Raw genomic sequence first — 23930 nt, 5'->3', positions numbered from 1 at the left:
CCCGCCGGCCGCGGAACGGCGGGCCCGGGGCGGGTCCGCGCGGGCGGCGCGGGGTCGGTCGGCGGCGGTTCGCGTGGCACCGGCCCCGCGGCGTGTGGAACCCTTGGTGAATGCTCCCTTACCCCGTCCCCTCGACGACGCTGGTCGGCGACTCCCTCGAGGAGTTGGCCTCGGCGGCGACCGTCGAATCCCTGCCCGAGGGCGTGCAACCCTGGGCCGCCGTCGCCATCACCCTGGTCGCGGCCCTCGTGGTCACCCTGGTGCTCGGCCGGATCGTCAAGCGCGTCCTGCGCGGCCACCCGTTGCTGCGGGCGGACGTGAACCGTGCCCGCATCCCGTTCCTGCTGGTCCTCTCGTTCGCGGGCTGCCTGATCGTGCTGCAGGCCACGGCGCCGGACGCGCCCTGGCACGGCGCCGTGGACTTCCTGTTGCTGGTCGGTTTGATCGCCAGCGTCGCGTGGCTGCTGACGATCCTGCTGCACCTCGTGGAGTCGGCGCTGCTCGCGAAGTACCGGACGGACCTTTCCGGGGTGCGCCGGATGGCCAAGCTGCGCACCCAGGTGACGCTGCTCCGGCGCGTCGCCACCGCCGTCGTGCTGACGCTTTCCGTCGCGGCGGTCCTGCTGCTGATTCCCCAGGTGCGCGCGCTGGGCGCGGGCATCCTGGCCTCCGCGGGCCTGATCTCCGTGGTCGCCGGTCTCGCCGTGCAGGGGACGCTGTCCAATGTCTTCGCGGGCCTCCAGATCGCGTTCACCGATGCGATCAGGGTGGACGACACCGTGTTCGTCGAGCAGCAGCGCGGGACGGTCGAGGAGATCACCCTGACGTACGTGGTGGTCGCGACCTGGGACGGGCGGCGGCTGATCCTGCCGTCCACGCATTTCACCACCGTGCCGTTCGAGAACTGGTCGCGCGGCTCCGACAACCTCTCCGGCGTCGTGACCCTGGAGCTGAACTGGACCGCGCCCGTGGAGGGCATCCGCAGGCGCGTGACCCAGCTGCTCAACTCGACGGAGCTGTGGGACGGCCGGGAGGACTCGGTGTCGGTGTCGAACGTGGTCGGCGGGCTGATGTCCCTCAGCGTCGTCGTCAGTTCTCGCAGCGCGGGCGACCTGGTGAGCCTGCAGAACATCGTCCGCGAGGGCGTCATCGGCTGGCTGCGCGAGCACCAGGCGGACGCCCTGCCCGAGCCGATCGGCCACCGCCCGCCGGCCTAGGGCTTGGGCGCGCCGGCGACGCTCCCCGGGTTGTGCCCGCGGGCCGGCGACGTTCCCCGGGTTGTGCGGGCCATGGGGAGCCCATGGCGCGCTGAGGCCGGGGAGCGTCGCCCGGGGAAGCGAAGGTCAGGCGAAGTAGACGCCGATCCGGCGACCCTCGATCTGCTCGATCCGGATGTCGATCTCGTAGATGTCGCGCAGCACCTCCGGGCGCATGATCTCCTCGGGGGTTCCCTGGTGGAGCAGCCGCCCCTCGCGCATCGCCAGGATGGTGTCCGAGTAGCAGGACGCGAAGTTGATGTCGTGGATGACCACCACCACCGTCTTGCCGAGGTCGTCCGCGAGCCGGCGGATCAGCCGCATCATCTCCACCGAGTGCTTCATGTCCAGGTTGTTCAGCGGCTCGTCGAGCAGCAGGTAGTCGGTGTCCTGCGCGAGCACCATCGCGATGAACGCGCGCTGCCGCTGGCCCCCGGAAAGCTCGTCCACGAACCGGTCCGCCATCGCCGCCAGGTCGAGCCGCTCCAGGGCCGAGTCGATGTGCGCGCGGTCCTCGACCGTCGGACGCCCTCCCGAGTGGGGGAAGCGGCCGAAAGCGACGAGGTCGCGCACCGTCAGGCGCATGGTGAGCTGGTTCTCTTGGCGCAGGATGGCCATGGTCTTGGCGAGCTCGCGGCTCGGGGTGGCGGCGACGTCGAGCCCCCCGACCTCGACGGCGCCGGCGTCCAGGCCCTGCAGCCGCGAGACGATGCCGAGCAGCGTGGACTTGCCGGCGCCGTTCGGGCCGATGATGGAGGTGACACCGCCGCGGGGGATCCGGGCGGTGACGTCGTCGACCACCAGGTCCGGGCCGTAGGACTTGGAGACGCCGGAAATCCGGATCACTTGAGGGAACCCTTCAGCAGCAGGAACAGGAACAGCAGACCGCCGGCGAACTCGATGATGACGCTCAGCGCCGTGTCGAACCCGAAGACGCGCTCCAGCACCAGCTGGCCCCCGATCAGCGTGAGCGCCCCGAGGAGCGCGACGATGGGCAGCAGCCAGCGGTGCGAGTAGCCGCGGCAGAGCTGGTAGCCGAGGTGGACCACCAGCAGGCCGAAGAACGTCACCGGCCCCACCAGCGCCGTGGACACGGCGACCAGCACCGAGCAGGCCACCAGCACCCACGTGACGGTCCGGCGGTGGTCGACACCGAGGTTCACGGCCGTCTCGCGCCCGAGGGCCAGGACGTCCAGGACGTGGCGCAGGCGCCAGGCGAAGACGCCGGCGGCGCAGACGACCAGCGCGGAGACCCCCAGCAGCACCGGCTCCACCTGGTTGAAGGACGCGAAGAACAGGTCCTGGAGGATGATGTACTCGCTCGGGTCCATCAGCCGCTGGAGCAGCGAGGACGCGCCGCGGAACAGCGTCCCGAGCACGATGCCCACCAGCAGCATCAGATGCAGCGAGCCCGTGCCCCCGGTGAAGAGCCAGCGGTAGAGGAGCATCGAGAAGAGGACCATGAGGCCCACCTCCACGCAGAACTTTGCGACCGGCGGCGCGGTGGCGACCGCCGAGGCGCCCAGCGTGAACGCCAGCGACGTCTGGACCAGCAGGTAGAGGGCGTCGAACCCCATGATCGACGGGGTCAGGATGCGGTTGGCCGTGACGGTTTGGAACATCAGGGTCGAGAGTCCGACGGCCGCCGCGACCAGCAGCATCGCTCCCACCTTCACGGCGCGCCGGGGCAGGACGTAGCCCAGGTTGCCGCGCAGGTCGAGGGTCATGAACAGCACGACGGCGGCGAGGGCGGCGGCGGCGAGGACGCAGACCACGACGGCGGGGGATGCCTCGTGGAGCCGGGGAAGGCGGTGCCGCCGGGACGGGTCGCGTCGCCGGGAGGGGGACACCGCGCCCGCGCTACGCACGGACCCTCCGGGCGCGCAGCAGCAGGACGAGGAACGCAGCGGCGCCCACGACGGACATGACCATGCCGACCGGCACCTCGTACGGGTAGCGGATCGTGCGGCCGATGATGTCGCAAACCAGGACGAATCCCGCGCCGAACACGGCGGTCCAGGGCACGGCGCGCCGCAGGTTGTCGCCGAAGACGAGCGACACGATGTTGGGCACGATCAGGCCCAGGAACGGCACCGCGCCGACGCTGGTGACCACCACCGCGGAGATCAGCGACACAATGACCAGCCCCAGCCGCATGGTCGCCCGGTAGTTCAGGCCCAGGTTGGTCGTGAAGTCGGCGCCCATCCCCGCGACGGTGAACCGGTCCGCCGCGACGTACCCGACGACGGCGAGCGCGGCGACGATCCACAGCAGCTCGTAGCGGCCGCGCAGGACCCCGGAGAAGTCGCCGATCATCCAGTTGTTGAGCGTCTGCAGGAGGTCGAACCGATAGGCGAAGAAGGTCGTGACTGATGCGATGACCCCGCCGAGCATGAGCCCGACCAGCGGGACGAGCAGGGTGTTGCGGACCGGCAGCCGGTTCAGGACGGCCAGGAAGAGTGCCGTTCCCGCGAGCGCGAAGACGCTGGCGACACCCATCTTGGCCAGCAGCGGCGCCGCCGGCGCGACCACGGTCACCACGAGGATGCCGAGCGTCGCCGACTCCACGGTGCCCACGGTGGACGGCTCGACGAAACGGTTGCGCGCCATGAGCTGCATGATCAGTCCTGCCACCGCGACGGCGGTTCCGGCCAGGACGACGGCGAGCGTGCGCGGGAGGCGCGAGACGCGCAGGATCTCCCACGCCGCGGGATCGCCGGCGAGCAGGGCCGGGAGCGAGACGTCGGAGACGCCGACGAACATGCTCAAGACGGCCAGCGCGGAAACTCCGGCGGCGGCCAGGGCGAGGGCCGTCCCGTTGGCACCTTGGCGGCGCGGCAGAGGACCGGCCGCCGCGGAGGGGGTGTCCGCGGCGGCCGGCCGGTTCAGGGCGGGGGCGGCCATGTGCTGGTCGTCCCGGGTCTCGGTGCCGAACCCCTAGAGGGCGCCGGCGACCGCGCCGATCATCTGCGGCAGGTTGTTCAGGCCGTAGCCGACGAGGTACCAGGACGTCGCGTCGAGGGAAACGATCTTGTCGTTCTTGGCGGCGTTCGTGGAATCGACCAGCTCGTTGTCGAGCACGGCGTCCGAGGCCCCGCCCGCCGTCGTCCCGACGGCCGCGTCGCGGTCGATCACGAACATCAGGTCGGGGTTGGTTTCCTTGACGAACTCGAAGGAGACGGCCTCCCCGTGGCTGCCCTCGGACTTCACATCCGCGGCGGTCGGGACGCCCAGAACGTCGTGTACGAGGCCGAAGCGGGAGCCGGCGCCGTAGGCGGTGACTTCGCCGCCGGACGTCATGAGGATGAGCGCGTTGCCGGCGTCGGCGGACTTGGCCTTGACGCCGGCGATCTGGGCGTCGATGGCCTCGAGCTGGCCGGCGACCGACTCCTCGGCGTCGAAGATCCGGCCCAGCGCCTCGGCCTGGTCCCGGAAGGAGTCCAGCGGATCCGCGGCGTCGACGCTGAGGTCGATGGTTGGGGCGATCTTGCTGAGCTCCTCGTAGGAGCCCGCCGTCCGGCCAGAGACGACGATCAGGTCCGGGGCCCCGGCGGAGATGGCCTCGAAGTCGGGTTCCTTCATGGAGCCGATCTTCGTGTACTTCTCTTCCGAGTACTTGGCGAGCGATCCGGGATAGGTCGCCTCGGGGACGCCGTCGGCCTCGACGCCGATGGCCTCCAGGGTGTCCAAGACGCCGAGGTCGAACGTGAAGACGGTCTCCGGGTTGACCGGCACGTTGTCCGTGATGCCTTGGGCGTGCTGGATCGAGACGGTTTCGCCGGTCGACGCGTCGGTGTTGTTCGCGCCGGCCTCTCCGCCGCAGGCGGTCAGCGCGATCAGGGCGGCGCCCGCCGCGACGGTGCCGAGGAGGGTGCTCAGGGGAGTCTTCATGGTTCTGCTCCGTGACGAAGGGCGCCGAGGCGCGGTGGGACCGCTCAGTGCGGGAGAAATACGGCACGTTCTTGTTTCGTAACGCGTCGATGTTCCCGAAGCTATACCAAGGTGACCCTAAGTTTCCAGCCGTCGGCGGTTGATGGGAAGCGTCCGAGGGGCGGTCGGGAGGCTGGAGCGGGCCCGCATTGGCGGATTGGCGCGGTAGACCGCACCACATGTGGCGTGTGTCACCTCGGCTTGCGGGTCGCTATGTGTCGCTCCCGTCCGTGCCACGTCCCGTCCCCGTGACGGTCCCCGGCTTGGGCGGGGTATGGCGTGCCGAGAGGGTGCGGTTCCCGGGGAGCGTGGGGGCGGCGGCGCCGGTCCCCGGCTTGGGCGGGGTATGGCGCGCCGAGAGGGTGCGGTTCCCGGGGAGCGTGGCGTGGGGGCGGCGGCTATCGGCCGAGACGGGCCAGGCGCTCCACGAGGGCATCCGGGGCGAGCCGCGCGAAGGCGGACGCCAACTTGTACCGGGTGGAGGGGACGGAGACGGACTTGCCGGCGTTCGCGTCGGTGAGCGCGACGCTGACCACGTGGTCGGCCTCGAGCCAGGCCCACGGCGGGATCCCCTTCGTGTTCATCTGCATGCGCTCGTGGAATTCGGTGCGCACGAGGCCCGGACAGAGCGCGGTGACCGTGATGCCGCGGTCCCGGTAGTAGAGGTTGGCCCACCGGCTGAAGTTCACGAGCAGGGCCTTGGCCGCGGAGTAGGTCCCGCGCGGGGTGAAGGCCGCCACCGACGCCACGTTGATGATCTTGCCCCCGCCCAGCGACGTCATCGCGCCCAGGGCCGCGTGTGCCAGGGCCAGGGGGGTCTCGGTGTGGATGCGCAGGTGCTCCAGCTCCTGCGCCAGGTCGTTGTCCGCGAAGTTGCCGCGAAGCCCGTGTCCGGCGTTGTTCACCAGCATCGTCACCGGGTGGTCGAGGTCCGCCAGCCGCCGCGACACGGCCTCGATCCCCTCGTCCGTGACCAGATCGGCCCGGATGGTCTCCACCGGCACCGCGTAGCGCGCGGCCAGGTCCCCGGCGAATGCCTCAAGACGCTCGCCGTTCCGCGCGACCAGCACCAGGCCGTGCCCGCGCGACGCCAGCTGCCGGGCGAACTCCGCGCCGAGTCCCGCCGTCGCCCCGGTGATGAGGGCCGTGTAGGCGGGATGGGTCGTGAAGTGCGCTTCGGGATGCTGTGGTGTGCTCGGCATCTCACGACTGTAGCGAAACCGCGGCGCGCCGGGAAAGCGCCGGTCCCCGCGTGCGTCGACCGTGGGCGGCCAAACCGGGCGCGGGGATTACGTCAAACAGTTTTTGCGTAATCGTGGGCAGTAAGGATAGCCTAACGACGAACCGCCTCCCGGAGACGTCCGGGGTTCCGCACCCCACAACCGCTCACCGTCGAAGGACATCCCATGAACTTCTCCCGTCGCGCGGGACTGCTCGCCGCCGCCGCCGTCGTCCTGTCAGCCTCCGCCTGCGGCTCCGGCGCCACCGCCACGGAGGCGCCCGCATCGGAGTCCTCCGCCGCGTTCCCCGTCACCGTGGAGCACCAGTACGGGGAGACGGTCATCGAGGAGCAGCCGCAGCGCGTGGCGACGATCTCCTGGGTCAACGCGGACGTCTCGCTGGCCCTGGGCGTGGTGCCGGTCGGCATGGCGCTGGACACGTGGGGCAACAACGAGAACGGCTCGACCGACTGGAAGGACGCGAAGCTCGAGGAGCTCGGCGCCGGCATCGGCACCGAGAAGGCCCCGGCGCAGTACGACGAGACCGACGGCGTCAACTTCGAGGAGATCGCCAAGCTCAGTCCCGACGTCATCCTCGCGGCCTACTCGGGCCTGACGGAGGAGGACTACGAGAAGCTCTCGAAGATCGCCCCCGTGGTCGGGCCCCTGGAGCCGAACTACACCACGTCCTGGCAGGATGCCACCGCCACGATCGGCACGGCGCTGGGCAAGACCGCGGAGGCCGAGTCCGTCACCCGGGACGTCGACGCCCAGATCGCCGCCGTCGCCGAGGCCAACCCGGTCCTGAAGGAGTCCACCTTCATCGCCGGCAACCTCGACACCGCCACCCAGGCCCTCAGCGTCTACGCCGGCGGGGACAACCGCCCGCGCTTCCTCACCGCCCTCGGCATGACCGAGGCGCCGGTGGTCGCGGAGAACGCCAAGGAGGGCGAGTTCTACTACACGTTCGCGGCCGAGCGGGCGAACGAGCTGGAGTCGGACGTCTTCTTCACCTGGCTCCCGGAGGGCACCACCAACGAGGCCATCGAGAAGCACGCGCTGTTCGGCCAGATCCCGGGCGTCGCCGGCGGCGGGCTCGTGAGCATCACGGACGACCAGCTCACCCTGGCGATCTCCGCCTCGAGCCCGCTCAGCCTCCCCTGGGCGCTCGAGGACTTCACCCCGCTCGTGGTCGAGGCCGCGCAGGCGGCGACGTCCTGATCGACGACGAAATCCGCCCCGGCCGCCTGGCCGCGCGGCTACAGCCGGCCCGGGCCGCCCAGCAGGTAGTGCAGCTGGGCGGCCACGGATCGCTCGGCCGCGCCGCGCACGGACGGGTCGACGTCCGCGTAGACGACGTCGGCGACCGCGGCGGCCGACGGCGCCGCCCCGATGCCGTCGAAGCCGAGCCCCGCGAGCGCGGCGCGGATCTGGTCCAGCCGCTCCACGCGGTGTGCGCGGTACTGCGCGACGACGGCGCCCAGGTCCACGTGGTCCGGGCCGTGGGCCGGCAGCAGCCGGGCCGCGCCGAAGCCGCCGAGGATCTCCAGGCTGGCCAGGTAGTCGCCGAGCGTGCCGTCCGGGAAGTCGAGGATGGTCGTGCCGCGGCCCAGGATGGTGTCGCCGGTCAGCATCGCGCCGCGCGCCCCGTCGCCGGGCAGGAAGAAACTGACCGAGTCGGAGGTGTGGCCCGGGGTCGAGAGCACGTGTACCAGCAGCCCGGCCGCGCGGATGACCTCGCGGTCTCCCAGCGGCTGAGCGCCGTGCGCGGATCCCGCGTCCGTCCCGGGCGCCGCGTCCCGGCAGAACTCGGGGAGCGCCGCGCGGACGGGCGCCCCGGTCAGTTCGTGCAGGCGGTCGATGCCCTCGGTGTGGTCGGGGTGCCGGTGCGTGACGAGCACCAGCTCCACGCGTCCGGCCCCGGCCAGCGCCCGCAGGTGTCCCTCGTCGGCCGGCCCCGGATCCACCACGATGACGGAGTCGGCGCCCGGGAGGCCCAGCACGTACGAGTTGGTGCCGTCGAGGGTCATCGGTCCGGGGTTCGGTGCCGTCAGCACGGACGCGAACGCCGACACCCGTCGGAGTTCGCCGTTTTGTCCCTGGTCCCACGTCGGCGTGTCATCCATGCCCCCAGTTTAGGGTCCGCCCGAGGAGCACGCCCATGAGCACCGTCACCTCGCCGGGCACGACGCCGGTCCGCCCGAGGAGCACGCCCATGAGCACCGTCACCTCGCCGGGCACGACGCCGGTCCGCCCACCGCGTTCCCGGGGCGCGTTCGCGACCGCCGCCGTCCTGGCCGCGCTCCTCGCGGCGGCCGTCGTCCTGTCGCTGACCGTCGGCGCCCGCGCCACGGGACTGGGCACGGTCTGGGACGCCCTGGCGGCGACGGACCCGGCGAACGGGGACCACGCCGTCGTGTTGTCGCGCATCCCGCGCACGCTCGCCGGTCTGGTCGTCGGGGCGGCGCTCGGCGTCGCCGGCGCGCTGATGCAGGGCGTCGCCCGCAACCCGCTGGCCGACCCGGGAATCCTCGGCATCAACGCCGGCTCGGCCCTCGCCGTCGTGCTCGGGATCCATCTGGTCGGCCTCGGGACCGTCACCGGGTACATCTGGTTCGCGTTCGCCGGCGCCGCCGCGGCCGCGGTCCTGGTCTACGCCGTCGCCAGCCTGGGCCGCGAGGGGGCGACGCCGGTCAAGCTCGCCCTCGCGGGCGCCGCACTCGCCGCCGGGCTGTCCAGCGTCATGAACGCGGTGCTGCTGATGAACAGCCAGGCGCTCGACGCCTTCCGCTTCTGGCAGGTCGGCACCCTCGGCGCGCGCTCCGTCGACGAGATCGGGCAGGTCGCGCCGTTCCTCGTGGCCGGCGGCGCCGTGGCGCTGCTTTCGGCGCGCCTGCTCAACGCCCTGGCCCTCGGGGACGACGCCGCCCGCGGCCTGGGCATCCGCGTCGGCAGGGCGCGCGCCCTGGCCGCGGCCGGCGTCGTGCTGCTGTGCGGCGCGGCGACGGCGCTGGCCGGGCCGATCGCCTTCGTGGGACTCGTCGTGCCGCACGCCCTGCGCGCGCTGGTCGGCGGGGACTACCGCAAGCTGCTGCCGCTCTCGCTGCTGGCCGGGCCGGTGCTGCTGCTGCTGGCCGACGTCGCCGGCCGCGTGGTGCTGCCGCCCACCGAGGTGCAGGTCGGCGTCATGACCGCCGTGATCGGCGGCCCCGTCTTCATCTGGCTGGTCCGCGCGAGGAAGCGGGTGGCGCTGTGAGCCGCGTCCAGCCCGCGGACGCGCCCGAGGCCGCGCGGGAACGCGCGGCGCAACCCCCGACGCACACACCGGTGCACCCACCGACGCGGCGCGCGCGGCGTCCCCGGCCCGCGACAGTCAGGCCCGCGACCGTCCGGCCCGGCCGGGCGACGGCGGTGGCCTGGCTGCTGGGCGCCGGCGTCGTCGCGCTGGTGCTGGCCAACGTGCTCCTCGGCTCCTACACCGTGTCCCCGGCGGACCTCGTCGCGATCCTCGGCGGGGAGACCGTCCCCGGGGCGAGCTTCATCGTCCTGGAGGACCGGCTGCCGGGCGCCGTCGTCGGTGCCCTGGCCGGAGCCGCGTACGGGCTCTCCGGTTCCCTGTTCCAGACGCTGCTGCGCAACCCTCTGGCCAGTCCGGACGTCATCGGCATCGGCTACGGGGCGGCCACCGCGGCGGTCGTCGGCATGCTGGTCTTCGGCCTGCAGGGGCTGCCGCTGGCGCTCGCGTCGTTCGCCGGGGCGCTCGCGGTGGCGCTGGCGGTCTACGCGCTGGCCGACTCCGGCCGCCACACCGGCGGCCGGCTGATCCTCACGGGCATCGGCTTCGCGGCGATGCTGCAGGCCGTGATCAGCTACCTGCTCACGCGCACCGACGTACGCACCGCGGGCGACGCCCTGCACTGGCTCGTCGGGTCCCTCTCCTCGAGCAACTGGGAGCGGGCCGCGCTGCTGGGCGGCGCCGTCGCGTTGCTGCTGCCGTTCGCGGCGCTCGCCGGGTCCCGGCTGCGGATCCTCGAGCTCGGCGACGACGCGGCCGCGGGACTCGGGCTCGACGTCGGTCGCACCCGGCTGGGCCTCGTGGTGCTCGGCGTGGCGCTCACGGCGGTGGCCACCGCCGTTACCGGGCCCATCGCGTTCGTCGCCTTCCTCGCGGGCCCGCTGGCCCGCATGCTGTCCGGCGGCCGCACCCACCTGGCCTGTTCGGCCCTGACCGGCGCCGTGCTGGTGCTGGGCGCGGACTTCCTGGCCGGCAACGCATTCGGCGACACCCAGCTGCCCGTGGGGGTGGTGACGGGCGCCCTCGGCGCGCCGTTCCTCCTCTGGCTGCTGGTGCGCTCCAACAAGAACGGAACCGGAGGCTGAGATGGCGACCCTGGAGGCGCGCTCCCTGACCCTGTCCTACGACGCGGCGAAGGTCGTGGAGGACCTGACGCTGGAGCTCCCCGCGGGCGAGGTCACCATGATCGTCGGCGCGAACGGCTGCGGGAAGTCCACGCTGCTGCGCGGGCTGGCCCGCCTGCTGAAGCCCGCCGGCGGGAGCGTGCTGCTCGACGGCCGGGACATCCGCGAGAGCCCGGCGCGCGACGTGGCCCGCGTCCTCGGGTTGCTGCCGCAGGCCCCGGTCGCTCCGGACGGGATCTCGGTGCGCGAGCTCGTCGGTCGGGGTCGCTACCCGCACCAAGGCTGGTTCCGGCGCTGGAGCGCGGACGACGACGCCGCGGTGGACCGCGCGCTCCACGCGACCGGGACGGGGGACCTGGCCGAGCGTCCGGTCGACGAGCTCTCCGGCGGCCAGCGCCAGCGCGCGTGGATCGCCATGGCACTCGCCCAGGAGACCGACCTCCTGCTGCTCGACGAGCCCACGACGTTCCTGGACGTCGCGCACCAGTTGGAGGTGCTCGACGTCGTCGCCGACCTCAACCGGCGCCGCGGCACGACAGTCGCGATCGTGCTGCACGACCTGAACCTCGCCGCGCGCTACGCCGACCACCTCGTGGCGCTGAAGGAGGGCAGGATCGTGGCGCAGGGCCGGCCGGCCGACGTGGTCACCGAGGAGATGGTGCAGGACGTGTTCGGCATGCCCTGCCGCGTCATCCCGGACCCCGTGGCCGGCACCCCGCTGGTGCTGCCGATCGGGCGGAACCGCATCGTCCGCCGCAAGACGGCCCGGCCCCCGCTGGCCGAACATGTCGAGACCCCGGTGGTCGAGCCTGTCGAGACCCCGCCCGCCGACACCCCGGTGGTCGAGCCTGTCGAGACCGAGCCCGCCGAGACCCCGGTGGTCGAGCCTGTCGAGACCGAGCCCGCCGAGACCCCGGTGGTCGAGCTTGTCGAGACCGAGCCCGCCGAGACCGAGCCCGTCGAGACGCCCGGCCGTTCCAGCCTCGAAATCTGCCCGACGCTCGCCTACACGCTGACCGCCGTGGCCGTGCAGGACCTGGGGCCGAGCTTCCGTCGGATCACCTTCACCGGCGCCGACCTGGCGCACTTCGGCACCGGGGGCCACCCGCTGGACCTGCGCATCAAGATGATCATCCCCCCGCGGACCGACGCCGACGTCCACCCGGGACCGGCGGACCACTTCGCCGGCCTGCGTCCGGGCGGGACCGTCTCGGACGAGGACGCCACCGGCTGGTACCGGCGCTGGCTGGCGATCGACGCGTCGGAGCGCGGCGCCATGCGCACCTACTCCGTCCGCTCCTTCCGGCCGGCGGGACACCCGGGCAACGTGGGTCCTGCCCCGGAGCTCGACGTCGACTTCGTCCTCCACGTGCGCCGGGAGAATGGCCGGCTGGTGGGCGGCCCGGCGTCGGTCTGGGCGGCGGAGGCCTCGGCCGGGGACCGCCTGACGATGCTGGGTCCGAACCGGAACCTCTGCGGCCCCGACTACGGCGGGGTGGAGTTCCGCCCCGGCGCGGCCCGGCGCATCCTGCTGGCCGGGGACGAGACCGCGGCCCCCGCGATCTGCTCCATCCTCGAATCGCTCCCGCCCGGCATCACCGGCAACGCGTACATCGAGGTCCCGGGCGTCGACGACATCCAGGGCTCGTTCACGCGCTCGGGGGTCACGGTCCAGTGGCTGCCGCGGGACTCGCGCCCGCACGGCGAGCTGCTCGGCGCGGCGGTGCGCTCGGCCGTCGCCATCCCGGCCGCCGGGGCGGTGGACACGGGCGCGGAGCCGGAGGACGTCGACGTTGACTCGACGATCCTTTGGGAGACGACCTCGGGCGCCACGCAGCCCTTCTACGCGTGGCTCGCCGGCGAGGCCGGCACCATCAAGGAGCTGCGGCGCTACCTGGTCCGCGACGCCGGGATCGACCGCAAGCAGGTCGCCTTCATGGGCTACTGGAGGAGGGGCAAGGCCGAGCTCTGACGGTCCGGCCGCGCTCGGCGCCCGCGTGGACCGCGAGGGGCCGGGCTACCTGACACGGTGAGCTCCGTCCCGAAACGCCCGCGGCCCCCGACCGGCGTCGTCCTGGCCGCGGGCCCAAGGCGCTGCTGCCGCGCGGCGGCGGCCCTCTGGTCACGCTGCTCGTGGGCGAGCTGCGCGCCGGCGGCTGCGCCGACGTCGTCGTGGTGCTGGGCGCCGGGGCGGACCGCGTGCGCGACGCGGCGGACTTGGGCGGCGCGCCGAACCGCCTTCCGTCCGGCGCCGCCGCTTCCTATGCTTGGGGGACCCGGAAGGAGATGGGCATGCGCATCGCCGTCTGTTACGCCGGCCAGCACGGCTCCACGGCCGGGATCGCCGACCGCGTCGCCGCCGTCCTGCGCGGCGAGGGGGCCGAGGTGACCGTGGCCCCCGTTCAGGGCCTCGGGGGCGTCGAGGGCTACGACGCCGTGGTGCTCGGCAGCGCCGTCCATAACCAGCGCTGGCTACCGGCGGCCGAGTCCTTCCTGGCGCGCAACGAGGCCGCCCTGCGGCACGGCCCGACGTGGCTCTTCAGCGTGGGCATGTCCCAGGGCCTGCCGCGGCCGCTGCGGCGGATGGCACGCGACGCTCAGGCGAAGCGCATCGAGGAGGCGCATCCGCTCTTCGCGGCGGCCCGCGGGCACACGGTTTTTTCCGGGGTCATGCGCCCCGAGCAGATGCCGCGCTGGATCGGCGCGCTGTTCCGCGCCGTGGGCGGGCGCTTCGGCGACTACCGCGACTGGGCCGAGATCGACGCGTGGTCCTCGTCGATCCTGCGGGATCTCGAGGTGCAGCGGGAGGCCGGCCCAACGGACCGTTAGCGCGGCCGCCAAGCGGTTGCGGCGGGAGGCGCGCCGCCAGCTCCCGACCTGCGCCGGACATGACGAAGGCCCCAGCCTTGGGGGGATGGCTGGGGCCCTCTTCATCACTCGCACCTTCATGAGGTAATTGCAACGATATGGGCCGAACCTTGGACTCCGCTGTGTGCCGCATGGGAATTCGGACCTAAGGGTGCCCGCGCAGGCGACCCGCACCCGCCGTCGCAATCGCCCCGATCGCCCTGCTGCTCATCACCATCGACCGCGGGACGTTCACGGGGACCGGCGGCGACGCCCCCGTCGTCCAGCTGGCCTGACCGCGCCGGACGGGGGCGAAGCCCCGTCCGAATCAAGGCACGGCAAGGATCCGCCGGCGGCCCGGATCAGGCCGGTGGTGGGGAGGGCGCGGCGTCGGGCCGCAGGGCCCCGGGCGTCGGGGAAAGCGCGGACACCGCCACCACCGAGGATGCGGCGGCCGCCGGTCCCGACGCGGCGGGAAGATGCACGTCGGCCCAGCCGAACTTGGTCTCGCCGCGGCTCACCTGATGCCGCTGGCCGTTGCCCGGGGTGCTGCCCATGGCCCGATCGTAGGCCCCGGTGCGGGCCCGCGTCTGTGACGCACCCGGTCCGGGCCGGGGCCTCACCCGCCGGCGAGGTGGCGCCGGGATCCCGCCGCGACCGCGGCCGTCGACGCGGCGCACAGCGCGATCACCGCGCCCAGCAGCACGAGGGGCCCGAACCACAGGCCCGCGAACGCCAGCGCCGTCGGGGCGAGGAAACCGAGGTAGGCCAGCGTGTAGTAGCGGCCTGTGAGCGCGCCAAGCTCGAGGGGGCCCGCGATCCGCTGCGTCTCCAGCAGCCCGGACACCATCAGCAGGCCGTAGCCCGCGCCCAGCACCGAGGACGCGGCCAGGCCGCCCCACGGATTCTGGGCGAGCACCGCCAGAACGGCGGCCAGCAGCCCGGCGAGCACCGTGCCCAGCGACACCAGGAGCGCGCGGGCGGAGCGTTCCGTGTCGATCCGGCGGGCCAGCGGTTGGACCGCGACGCCGCAGCCGAGCGTCAGGGCCACGGCCGCCGTCGAATAGAGCAGGCGGAAGTCCCCGACGTCCGTGATCAGGCCCGGGACGACGGCGAAGCCGATCGTGCCGGATCCGAAGACCCACGGCCCCGCCGGGGCGACCACCCCGCGGAACCGGGCGTGCGGCGTCGTCCGCAGGGCCGCGAAGGCGCCGCGCGGGAAGGCGCCGGTCCGCCGCCGCGTCTCGGGCAGCCGCGACGCGAACCAGAGCAGCGGAAGGCACAGCAGGATGTGCAGGACGTAGGGCAGGACCCCGGGCGCCGGCGCCCAGTTCGCCACCAGGCCGCTGACCACCGGGCCCAGCCAGAAGCCCGCCGTCGTCGCCAGCGCCGCGCGCCGGGCGCCCGCGCCGGCCGGCGGCTGCTCCTCCCACGGACGCTGCGAGAGCTCCTTCACCCAGCTCGTGCCCGCGGCCAGCGCCACCCCGGTGGCCACGCCGGCCAGGAGCCGCCCGGCGAACAGCGGCCACGCGCTGGACCCGCCGAACGCCATGGCGGCGCTGGCCAGCACCGACAGCCCGATGGCGCCCAGCGTCAGTCCCCGCCGGCCCAGGGCGTCCGACGCCGGACCGCCCACCAGGAGCGCGGGGATCAACCCGGCCACGTAGACGCCGAGCATGGACGTCACCGCCAGCTCCGAGAAGCCGTGCTCCTGGCGGTAGTACGCCAGCAGAGACGCGAACTGGTTGGCGCCCCAGCCGACCAGGGTGAGGGACAGGCCCGCGGGAAGCCAGCGGCGGTGGGAGGTGTTCACGCACCCATCCTGTCGTGTGCGGCGCCCCCGCGCGCCATCGCCGTGCCGCCGACCGTCCCGCACCGCCGGAACACCGCCGGCCGCGACGAGCTCCTGGCGTCCCGGGGCCCTGCGCCCCGATCCCGGCGTGGGCCGCGGGCGTGGCGGACGGCCGCCCGCACGCCGCGGCGTGGGTGGCGGCCCCCCGCGCGTCCGAGGAGCGGTTCGACCGCATCTTCCTGATCCGCGCGGCCGGACGGGCCCCGCCGAGATGCTCGCGTCGTTGCGGGCGCTGCTGGACCACGACGACGACTCGAAGGTGCGCGTTCGGGCGCGGGAGCCCGCTGAGATCGCGCTGGTCCGCCTCGGACGCAGTTGCGCGGGGACGCGACCGACGGCGCACGCAACGCTCCCCAAGGGAAATGCGCTCCTCCGCGGCGGCGAGGGTTTCGGGCTCGCCACCGAGCTCCTCCAGCGCCCACGACGCAATGTCGACGCTGAAGGAAGTGGCGAGGGATGGGCGCGTCCGGGGTCTTCCAAACGTTCGTCACGGACCGCGGTCGGCACTGCATCACGCGTTCCATGGCGCTGGGGGGCGGGAAGGGGCGCGCGACCCGCCGAGGGCAACCGCGGGGCGCGCGCCGATCCGAGTTAGCCGCGGACGGTGACCTTCGCGCAGGTGTCGGTCCGGGAGTTGTACAGGGGTCCCTTCACGACCTTGTGGTACCGGGTGGGGTTGACCACCATGCGGTAGTTGCCGGTGAGCTGGGCCATGCAGGCGTCCACCTTGGACGTCGGATCGGACATGGTTCCGCCGACGTACATGTCGACCCACGACGACTTCGCGCCGCAACTGGCGCAGGAGTCCTCGACGACGAAGAACCGGTCGACGTGCGGCATGTAGATGCGGGTGCCGGGGGCGTACCGGCCGGGGCTCACGGCCAGTGTGATGGGGTTGGCGTAGGTCCCGTCGCCTCCGGCCTGCTGGTGGCGCGTCTTGAAGCCCCAGAGCTGGGAATAGGCGATGGCCCGCGATCCGGCGGGATCGTTGTCCTGCATGCTGTAGCCCGTGACGTAGGTCGTGGTCATGGTCTGGCGGGGCGCGGCCTCGGCGGCCGTGGCCGTGGCGAGGGCGAGGGCGCAGGCGGCCAGGGTGGCAAGAATCTTTTTCATGGTGGCAACATCCGATGCTGTGACGTATGGGACTGATGCGCTTTTTGAGGCGCATGATCAGCGTGAGACGACGACATGCTATCCCTGACCCCGCCCCGGGGCTAGAGGTAGCGCCGCCGGGCGGGATCGCGGCGCATCGGGAACCCGTGTGCGCAGTCGTACCGATAGACACAGGGCGCTGAAACGATCGTTCCGTGCCGTCTTCCCCGGGCGAGTCGTTCGCAGACTCCGCCGGCCACTACCGGGAGGTCGGCTTCGATGCCGCGAACCCGATCTCGGATGGGCCCAGCGGCGCCTCCCCCGAGCCCACGGTGCCGTCCGGGAGCGCCCTGGGGGCACCACCACCCCGATCGCCGCCGGATCCACGGCCGAGGCGGGCGTGCCGCTGAAGGTCATCGGCGCCGAGTTCCAGAAGAACCCGATCGCCGCCCACTGGCTTGCGGACGAGCCCCACGAAAACTCCGGGGGCCTGGTCGGCCAGAGGATCGGGGCCGCCGACTGCACCGACGAGACCCGGTGCGCGGCCCTTCTGACGGTCAACAGGATGGGCCCGTCCGAGGTGGAGAAGGTGCCGGCCCAGTTCGACCCGCATCCGCTGATGAACGGCGAGGTCGACGGTCAGATCGACCTGCTGCCCAACGAGGTCACCCCCCCCCGGGCTCAAGGGGCTCGACGTGGCGTCCATGCCCTTCGCCGACCACGGCCTGCCGTTCGTCGCCGGGGCGTTCGCCACCACCGGGGAGAACTTAGAGACCTGTCGCGGCGAGCGCACGGCATTGCTGACCGCCACCGTCGGGGGGGGGAGGGAGGGAGGGAGGGACGCCCTCACGGACTCCGACGCGGTCCGCCCGCCCGGCCTACGGGGCGCGCGGGCCGACCTCGGGCTGAACCCGCGAGGGTGAAGAGGGGGCGGCGGCGCAGGGCGCCCTGGCCTTCAGCAAGGAGACGGAAGAGAGCGAGCGGTTCATGATTCGCGACGAGCTGGCGGCCGCCAACGTCGAGGTCCTGCGCTTCGCGGGATAGCAGATTTCCGCCGCGGAGCTGTTCGAGAACTCCCTGCTCGACGAGGCCTGCGCGGGAAACCCGGAAGTGGGGCGGTGACCGGCGCGACGCGGGAGGCGCCCACCGGTTCAAAAAAGCTCGGCCAGGGGCGGGGGCCGCGGTGGCTGGTGGGTCCCGCCCGGCGCGCCACCGGGACGCGGCGCTCAGCCCCCGGCGGCCGGCCTGAAGAGGGACGCCGGGGGAGGCGGAACGCCTGCGTGCCGGGGCGGCAGCGCCGGCTACCCGCGGGTGACGGGCACCTTCGTCGCGGTGGGGGTCGGCTGCTCGGGCACCCGCACGCGCACTTCGAGGACGCCGTCCTTGTAGGTCGCGCGGATGTCCTCCTGCTTGGTCCCGGCCGCGAGCGGCACCGTGCGCACCATCGAGCCGTAGCGGAACTCGGAGCGGTAGCTGCTCTTCTCCTTGTGCTCGGACTTCTCTTCGCGCTCGGCCTTGATGGTGAGCATGTTGTCGGCGACGGTGATCTCGACGTCCTTCTCCGGGTCGAGGCCGGGCAGTTCGGCGCGGACGACCTGCTCGTTGCCCTCCTCGAACTCCTCGACCCGCAACCACGGGGACTCCCATTCGCCCTCGATGAATTTGCGGAACTGCTCCGGGATGAAATCGAACCGGTCGCGCCTGACTAGGCCTGCCATGGTGGTCTCCTCGCATCGCTGTTCTGTGGTGGACGCGCCCAGACTACGCCGAGGATCCGGCGGCGGACAGTCCCCTCTCGCACGGACGCTCCCCGGCTCGGGCGCCTTTTCGGGGATCGGGAAGGCGCCCGAGCCGGGGAGCGTCGGGAGGTGACGTCGGGGGTGGACGGCTACTCGGGCGTCTGCACCCAGGCGGTCGTGTTGGCGGGCAGCCGGCCGCCGTCGAGCGGTGCGCTGGAGAGCAGCACCGAGCCCGCGGGAAGCCCCACCGGGTCGGCCCCGAAATTGGTCACGCTGTGCCAGCCGCCGGGGCGGCGGAAATGCAGGACCCCGGGCGCGGGGTCCTCGAGCCACTCCAGCTCCTCGGCCGACTGCAGGCGGCGCCGCAGCTCAAGGGCGCGGCGGTAGAACGCGAGGGTGGACTCCGGGTCCCCTTCCTGCCGGTCGACGGCGACCTCGGCGAACCACGCGGGCTGTGGCAGGTGGGACGCGCCGTCGCCGAAGCCGTACGAGCCGCCCTCCGCCGTCCACGGGAGCGGAACGCGGCAGCCGTCGCGGCCCTTCTCGACGCCGGCGTTGCGGAAGAACGTGGGGTCCTGGCGGTCGCCGTCCGGGATCTCGGCGACCTCGTGCAGACCCAGCTCCTCGCCCTGGTACAGGTACGCCGAACCCGGCAGCGCCAGCATCAGCTGGGTCGCCGCGCGGGCGCGCCGCAGCCCCAGCTCCCGGTCGAGATCCGGTTCGTCCCCGCCGGAGAGCACCCAGGCCTTGCCGTCCTGGCCCTTTCCGGTCTCCGGCCCGCCCGCCGGAAGCCCGTAGCGCGTGGCGTGCCGCACGACGTCGTGGTTGGAGAAGACCCAGGTCGACGAGGCGCCCGAGGCGGTGGATTCGGCGAGGTTCCGCGTGATGATGGTCCGGTACCCGTCGGCGTCGAAGTCGGCCTGCAGGAGGTCGAAGTTGAAGGCCTGGCCGAGCCCGTCGGGGCTGGCGTAGCGGGCACGGCGGGTGGGGTGCACCCACGCCTCGGCGACCGCGGTGCGCGGCGGCTGGTACTCGTTGAAGAGCCGGCGCCACTCGGCGTAGATCTCGTGGACCTCGTCGCGGTCCCAGAACGGGTGGGAGCCGTCCAGGAGGGAGCCCTCCGCCTCCAGGTCGTGCCGGGACGCCAACGGTTCGGCGAGGTCCTTCACGAGGGCGTGGGCCACGTCAATGCGGAAGCCGTCGACGCCGCGGTCGGACCAGAAGCGCAGGGTCTTCAGGAAGTCGGCACGGACCTCCGGGTTGTCCCAGTTCAGGTCCGGCTGCTCCGGCGCGAACAGGTGCAGGTACCACTGCCCCGGCGTCCCGTCGGGCTCGGTGATCCGCTGCCAGGCGCTGCCGCCGAAGACGGAATGCCAGTCCGACGGCGGCTCGCTGCCGTCCGGTCCCGCGCCGTCGCGGAAGATGTAGCGGGCCCGGGCGGCGGAACCGCGCGGGGAGGCCAACGCCTCGCGGAACCACTCGTGCCGGTCGGAGGAGTGGTTGGGGACGATGTCCGCGATGATCCGGATGCCGGCCGCGTGGAGGGCGGCGGCCATCTCGTCGAAGTCCTCGAGCGTTCCTAGCTTGGGGTCCACGTCGCGGTAGTCGTCGACGTCGTAGCCGCCGTCGGCCAGCGCCGAGGGGTAGAAGGGGCTCAGCCAGACGGCGTCGATCCCGAGCTCCGTGAGGTACGGGACCTTGGCGGTCACTCCGCGGAGGTCGCCCAGGCCGTCGCCGTTGGAGTCGGAGAAGCTGCGCGGGTAGATCTGGTAGACGGCCGCCTGCCGCCACCAGTCGGCGTCGGCCGGTCCCGCGGCGTCGCGGGGCGTCTCGAGGGTGCGGGGGGAAGCGGTCATGGCATCCGTCCTTCGGCGTGTGAGGGGGTGGGGGTGTCGGGGCCCGCGGGACCGCGGACGACGTCGCCGCGGGGAGACGTCCGCCGGGCCCTCGGCGTGCGCCGCGCAGGGGGAGCGCGAGGCAGGGCCTATTTGATTTGGCATCTAAATTTACGATCCCGCTTATTATGTGTGGCCCGCCACTCCGAGGTCAAGCGGCGCCGGGTCGCGCGACGGCCACCCCCCGGACGCCGCGCCGAGCCGCCGCGGGCACCGTCTTCTGCGCTCCGCGCCGGCGCGCCGCGGCGGCTGGGGTCGCGGTACGCTTCTGGCCATGGCAGACGCGCGCGCCGTCCTGAGGCGCTACTTCGACGAACAACGTCCGATGTCCGACGGGGCCCGGGCCTCCCTGATGCGGACCGCCGCGATCCTGACGGTCGTCGGACTGGCCGGGTTCGCGTTCATCCTCTGGAGCGTCGTGAACAACGCCGGCGCCGCCGTGCTCGACGAGCCGCTGCGGCAGTGGTTCGTCGAGCTGCGCGCGCCCGGCCTCGACGGGGCGATGTGGCTCTTCTCCCTGGTCACCGGTCCCGTGTTCCTCCCGATCCTCATGGCCGTCCTGACCGCGGGGTGGATCTGGATGGGCAAGCACGCGTGGCGTCCCACCATGCTGGCGGGCGGCATGCTGCTCGGGGTGCTGATCGCGATCATCATCCGCGACACCGTGGACAAGCCGCGTCCCTCCCAGTCGCTCATGGTGCTCTTCCACCCCGACCACACGTATTCCTTCATCTCCGGCCACACCCTCGGGGCCACCAACTTCGCGCTGCTGGGGTTCTACGTCCTGTACTCGCGGCACAAGAACCCGAAACCGTGGATGTTCTGGGGAGGCCTCGCGCTGGCGGTCCTCTGGATCCTCGCCTCGGCCTCCAGCCGCCTCTACACGGGCTTCCACTGGTTCACGGACGTCACCGGATCCATATACGTCGCCCTGGTGATCCTGGGTCTCGTCATCGCGGTGGACACGCGGCACACGGCGGTGCCGCTGAACGCCGCCTCCGAGGGCGAGGGCGCGCCGGTCGTTTCCTAGTCCCCGCCTGCCCCGCCGTGCTCTTCCCCACCCTCCTCGGCGAGGATGCCGAGCAGCCGGCCCAGCTCGCCGCGGTCCTTCGGTGCGAGCCGGGCGAAGAAGAAGTCGGACTGTTCGCCGCGGACGGCCCCGACCCGCTCCGTCAGCGCCCTGCCCTCGGCGGTGAGCGACACCAGCGTCGCGCGGCGGTCCCGGGGGTCGGGGGCGCGGGCGACCAGTCCGCGCGCCTCCAGCTGGTCGACGACCTCCGTCGCCGACCGGGGAGCGATGCGCAGCCGCTCCGCCAGCTCGCTCAGTCGCAGGGGGGTGCCGCCCCCCGCGCGGTCGGAGTTCCCGCCGGGGTCGGCGTTCCCAGCGCGCGCGGCGGTCCCTGCGCGCTCGGTGCTCCCCGCGGCCTCCGGCGCCGCGCCGCACGCCGGCGGATCCCGCCGTTCCCCGCCCTGGGCGTGCCGGCCGGCGAGCATGCCGAGTGCCCGCCACTGGTGCGGGGTGATCCCGAACGGCGCCAGCTGCTCGGTCCATAGGCGGCGGAGCCGGCGGAACGTGGCGTGGAACTGGTCGGCGAGGTCCTGCGGATCGGGGATCGCCGCGTCTGGTGAGGGCATGCCCCCAGCCTAACCTCTTGCGCTTCAACCTCATAGTGAGGTAACCTCTGCATTGTACGGCGCGACGAGCGCGCCCGGTCACCCCTGGAGGTGATGCCCCATGGCGACCACGAATCGCCCCCCGGGATCCCGCGGCCGCGACGCCGGAACACCCCGCCGGCCGTCCGCCCCGCAAGATCCCGCCGACGTCCCGGTGCCCTCGGACACCGCCGCCGCACCGCGCGGCGCCGCGCGCGTCAGCGCGGCCGACCGGTCGCAGCTGGCCCGCCACCCGGTCAGCGTCCGCCGCATCGCGGCGCTCTTCGCGCCGCACAGGGCGCGGATCGCCGTCGTCGTGCTGCTCATCAGCGCCTCGTCGGTCATCGGACTCGCCCAGCCGTTCCTCATCCGCGCGATCATCGACGTCGCGCTGCCCCGCCAGGACGTCGCCCTGCTGGCGGCGCTCGCGGGCGGCCTGGTTGCCGTGGCCGCGGCCACCGCGCTCCTCGGCGTCGTCCAGACCTGGATGGCCACGGCCATGGGCCAACGCGTGATGCACGCGCTGCGGACCTCGCTCTTCACCCACCTCCAGCGGCAGTCGCTCGGCTTCTTCACGCGCACCCGGGGCGGCGACGTCCAGTCCCGGCTCACCCACGACATCTCGGGCATGCAGTCCGTGGTGACCACCAGCGCCACGTCGGTCGCGTCGAACCTGACGACGGCGGTCGCGACCGCCGCCGCGATGGTCGCGCTCTCGCCGCGGTTGAGCCTCCTGTCCCTGGCGGTCATCCCGCCGGCCGTCTACCTCAGCCGCCGGGTGGCATTGCTCCGCCGCGACATCACGGCGGCGCGCCAGGGCGAGCTCGCCGGCCTGCACTCGCAGGTGGAGGAGGGGCTGTCCGTCTCAGGGGTCCGGCTGGCCAAGACGCTCGGCACCGCCGGGCGCGACGCCGACCGGTTCGCCGAGTCCTCCGAGCGGTTGATCGGTCTGGAGATGCGCTCGCAACTGGCCGGCCGCTGGCGGATGGCGACCATGGGCATCGTCTTCGCCGCGATCCCCGCCGTCATCTACCTCGCGGCCGGCTTCCCGGCGGCCTCCGGCGGCATGACGGTCGGCACGCTGGTCGCCTTCACCGCGCTCCAGGGCACGATCTTCCGGCCGATCATGGGCCTGCTGAACGTGGGTGTGCAGTGGGTGGCCGCGATGGCCCTGTTCAGCCGCATCTTCGAGTACCTGGACCTGGTTCCCGACGTGCGGCCCCCGGTCCGTCCGCGCGCGGTCGACCCGGCCCGCGTGCGTGGCGAGGTCCGCTTCGAGGGCGTCGGGTTCGCTTACGACGGCGGGGAACAGGTCCTGCGCGGCGTCGACCTGCTGGTGCCGGCGGGCAGCACGACGGCGGTCGTCGGCGCGACGGGTTCCGGTAAATCCACGCTGGGCTCGCTCGTGCCGCGGCTGCACGACGCCACCGCCGGGCGGGTCACGATCGACGGGATCGATGTGCGGGACTTCGCGCCGGAGGACCTGGCGCGGATCGTCGGCGTCGTCTCCCAGGAGTCGTACCTGATTCACGCCTCGCTGCGCGAGAACCTGCGGCTGGCGGCGCCGGGGGCGGACGACGCGCGTCTGTGGGAGGCGCTCGCGGCGGCCCGCATCGCCGATCTGGTCGCCGGGCTGCCCGCGGGCCTGGACACGGTGGTCGGCGCCCGGGGGCACCGGTTCTCCGGTGGCGAGCAGCAGCGCCTGGCGATCGCGCGCACCATCCTGCGCAATCCGCGGGTCCTGGTGCTGGACGAGGCGACCTCGGCCCTGGACAACTCGACGGAGGCGGAGGTCCAGGCGGCCCTCGACCGGCTCGCTGCCGGACGAACCACGATCACCATCGCCCACCGGCTCTCGACCGTCGGCCGAGCGGACCAGATCGTGGTGCTCGACGGCGGCCGCGTTGCCGAGCGCGGCACGCCCGCGGAGCTCGCCGACGCCGGTGGCGCCTACGCGCGGCTCGCGCGCGCCGCCGGTCTGGCGCTCCCCGAACGGTTCGAGGGCGCGGGCGCCGCGTAGCCGGCCG

General features: G+C 73.0%; 21 protein-coding genes. 9 read left to right on the top strand and 12 right to left on the bottom strand.

Annotation, left to right across the window (positions count from 1 at the left end; translation table 11 throughout):
- Positions 1–110 precede the first annotated feature (110 nt).
- A complete protein-coding gene (locus ACETWP_RS14415) occupies positions 111–1217 on the top strand; it encodes a mechanosensitive ion channel family protein (RefSeq protein ID WP_373972959.1) in 1107 nt (368 codons plus the stop codon).
- A 126-nt stretch (positions 1218–1343) separates the two neighbouring features.
- Here the strand turns inward: ACETWP_RS14415 and ACETWP_RS14410 are convergent, their stop codons facing one another.
- From ACETWP_RS14410 to ACETWP_RS14390, 5 genes are all read right to left on the bottom strand, one after another.
- Positions 1344–2102 (bottom strand): iron ABC transporter ATP-binding protein, encoded by a 759-nt coding sequence (locus ACETWP_RS14410; RefSeq protein WP_373972958.1) that lies wholly within the window; start codon positions 2100–2102, stop codon positions 1344–1346.
- Positions 2099–3124, bottom strand: coding sequence for an iron chelate uptake ABC transporter family permease subunit (locus tag ACETWP_RS14405; RefSeq protein ID WP_373972957.1), 1026 nt, complete (start codon positions 3122–3124; stop codon positions 2099–2101). The genes ACETWP_RS14410 and ACETWP_RS14405 overlap by 4 nt, the downstream gene beginning before the upstream one ends.
- On the bottom strand, positions 3117–4160 hold the full coding sequence (locus ACETWP_RS14400; RefSeq protein WP_373972956.1) for an ABC transporter permease: 1044 nt from the start codon (positions 4158–4160) through the stop codon (positions 3117–3119). The genes ACETWP_RS14405 and ACETWP_RS14400 overlap by 8 nt, the downstream gene beginning before the upstream one ends.
- A gap of 33 nt (positions 4161–4193) precedes the next feature.
- On the bottom strand, positions 4194–5147 hold the full coding sequence (locus tag ACETWP_RS14395) for a siderophore ABC transporter substrate-binding protein (protein WP_373972955.1): 954 nt from the start codon (positions 5145–5147) through the stop codon (positions 4194–4196).
- Between the two features lie 437 nt (positions 5148–5584).
- On the bottom strand, positions 5585–6388 hold the full coding sequence (locus ACETWP_RS14390; protein WP_373972954.1) for an SDR family NAD(P)-dependent oxidoreductase: 804 nt from the start codon (positions 6386–6388) through the stop codon (positions 5585–5587).
- 204 nt (positions 6389–6592) lie between these two features.
- Between ACETWP_RS14390 and ACETWP_RS14385 the strand changes: the two genes are divergently transcribed.
- The gene (locus ACETWP_RS14385; protein WP_373972953.1) at positions 6593–7627 is read left to right on the top strand and encodes an ABC transporter substrate-binding protein; all 1035 of its coding nucleotides are present in this window, start codon (positions 6593–6595) and stop codon (positions 7625–7627) included.
- Positions 7628–7665: 38 nt separating this feature from the next.
- On the opposite strand, the gene ACETWP_RS14380 is transcribed toward ACETWP_RS14385, so the two are convergent.
- Complete coding sequence (locus tag ACETWP_RS14380; protein ID WP_373972952.1) at positions 7666–8532, bottom strand: MBL fold metallo-hydrolase; 867 nt, start codon at positions 8530–8532, stop codon at positions 7666–7668.
- Positions 8533–8567: 35 nt separating this feature from the next.
- Between ACETWP_RS14380 and ACETWP_RS14375 the strand changes: the two genes are divergently transcribed.
- From ACETWP_RS14375 to ACETWP_RS14360, 4 genes are all read left to right on the top strand, one after another.
- Positions 8568–9662: a FecCD family ABC transporter permease gene (locus ACETWP_RS14375; protein WP_373972951.1), complete on the top strand. Its 1095-nt coding sequence runs from the start codon at positions 8568–8570 to the stop codon at positions 9660–9662.
- Between the two features lie 155 nt (positions 9663–9817).
- Entirely contained in the window at positions 9818–10786 is a 969-nt protein-coding gene (locus ACETWP_RS14370) for a FecCD family ABC transporter permease (RefSeq protein ID WP_373972950.1), read from the top strand.
- A gap of 1 nt (position 10787) precedes the next feature.
- Positions 10788–12797, top strand: a complete 2010-nt coding sequence (locus tag ACETWP_RS14365) for an SIP domain-containing protein (protein WP_373972949.1) — start codon at positions 10788–10790, stop codon at positions 12795–12797.
- Between the two features lie 161 nt (positions 12798–12958).
- Positions 12959–13654, top strand: coding sequence for a flavodoxin domain-containing protein (locus tag ACETWP_RS14360; protein WP_373972948.1), 696 nt, complete (start codon positions 12959–12961; stop codon positions 13652–13654).
- Between the two features lie 380 nt (positions 13655–14034).
- On the opposite strand, the gene ACETWP_RS14355 is transcribed toward ACETWP_RS14360, so the two are convergent.
- From ACETWP_RS14355 to ACETWP_RS14345, 3 genes are all read right to left on the bottom strand, one after another.
- Positions 14035–14229 (bottom strand): hypothetical protein, encoded by a 195-nt coding sequence (locus ACETWP_RS14355; RefSeq protein WP_373972947.1) that lies wholly within the window; start codon positions 14227–14229, stop codon positions 14035–14037.
- A gap of 62 nt (positions 14230–14291) precedes the next feature.
- On the bottom strand, positions 14292–15485 hold the full coding sequence (locus ACETWP_RS14350; protein WP_373972946.1) for an MFS transporter: 1194 nt from the start codon (positions 15483–15485) through the stop codon (positions 14292–14294).
- A gap of 630 nt (positions 15486–16115) precedes the next feature.
- Positions 16116–16637: a hypothetical protein gene (locus tag ACETWP_RS14345; RefSeq protein ID WP_373972945.1), complete on the bottom strand. Its 522-nt coding sequence runs from the start codon at positions 16635–16637 to the stop codon at positions 16116–16118.
- Positions 16638–16785: 148 nt separating this feature from the next.
- Between ACETWP_RS14345 and ACETWP_RS14340 the strand changes: the two genes are divergently transcribed.
- Positions 16786–17607, top strand: a complete 822-nt coding sequence (locus tag ACETWP_RS14340; protein ID WP_373972944.1) for an ABC transporter substrate-binding protein — start codon at positions 16786–16788, stop codon at positions 17605–17607.
- A 310-nt stretch (positions 17608–17917) separates the two neighbouring features.
- Here ACETWP_RS14340 and ACETWP_RS14335 read toward each other — a convergent pair whose 3' ends face one another.
- Both ACETWP_RS14335 and ACETWP_RS14330 read right to left on the bottom strand, forming a co-directional pair.
- The gene (locus ACETWP_RS14335; protein ID WP_373972943.1) at positions 17918–18334 is read right to left on the bottom strand and encodes an Hsp20/alpha crystallin family protein; all 417 of its coding nucleotides are present in this window, start codon (positions 18332–18334) and stop codon (positions 17918–17920) included.
- A 170-nt stretch (positions 18335–18504) separates the two neighbouring features.
- Positions 18505–20211 (bottom strand): glycoside hydrolase family 13 protein, encoded by a 1707-nt coding sequence (locus ACETWP_RS14330; protein ID WP_373972942.1) that lies wholly within the window; start codon positions 20209–20211, stop codon positions 18505–18507.
- 313 nt (positions 20212–20524) lie between these two features.
- On the opposite strand from ACETWP_RS14330, the gene ACETWP_RS14325 reads away from it, so the two are divergent.
- Positions 20525–21280 carry a phosphatase PAP2 family protein gene (locus ACETWP_RS14325; protein ID WP_373972941.1) on the top strand — a complete coding sequence of 252 codons (756 nt, stop codon included), beginning with the start codon at positions 20525–20527 and terminating at the stop codon, positions 21278–21280.
- Here ACETWP_RS14325 and ACETWP_RS14320 read toward each other — a convergent pair.
- The gene (locus ACETWP_RS14320; RefSeq protein ID WP_373972940.1) at positions 21277–21885 is read right to left on the bottom strand and encodes a MarR family winged helix-turn-helix transcriptional regulator; all 609 of its coding nucleotides are present in this window, start codon (positions 21883–21885) and stop codon (positions 21277–21279) included. The genes ACETWP_RS14325 and ACETWP_RS14320 overlap by 4 nt on opposite strands.
- A gap of 100 nt (positions 21886–21985) precedes the next feature.
- On the opposite strand from ACETWP_RS14320, the gene ACETWP_RS14315 reads away from it, so the two are divergent.
- Entirely contained in the window at positions 21986–23923 is a 1938-nt protein-coding gene (locus tag ACETWP_RS14315; RefSeq protein ID WP_373972939.1) for an ABC transporter ATP-binding protein, read from the top strand.
- The last annotated feature ends 7 nt before the right edge of the window (positions 23924–23930 follow it).

Source organism: Arthrobacter halodurans, from assembly GCF_041877255.1.
Lineage (GTDB): Bacteria > Actinomycetota > Actinomycetes > Actinomycetales > Micrococcaceae > Arthrobacter_N > Arthrobacter_N halodurans.
Note: the sequence above shows the minus strand (reverse complement) of the source record. Positions and strands in the feature narration are given on the sequence as shown.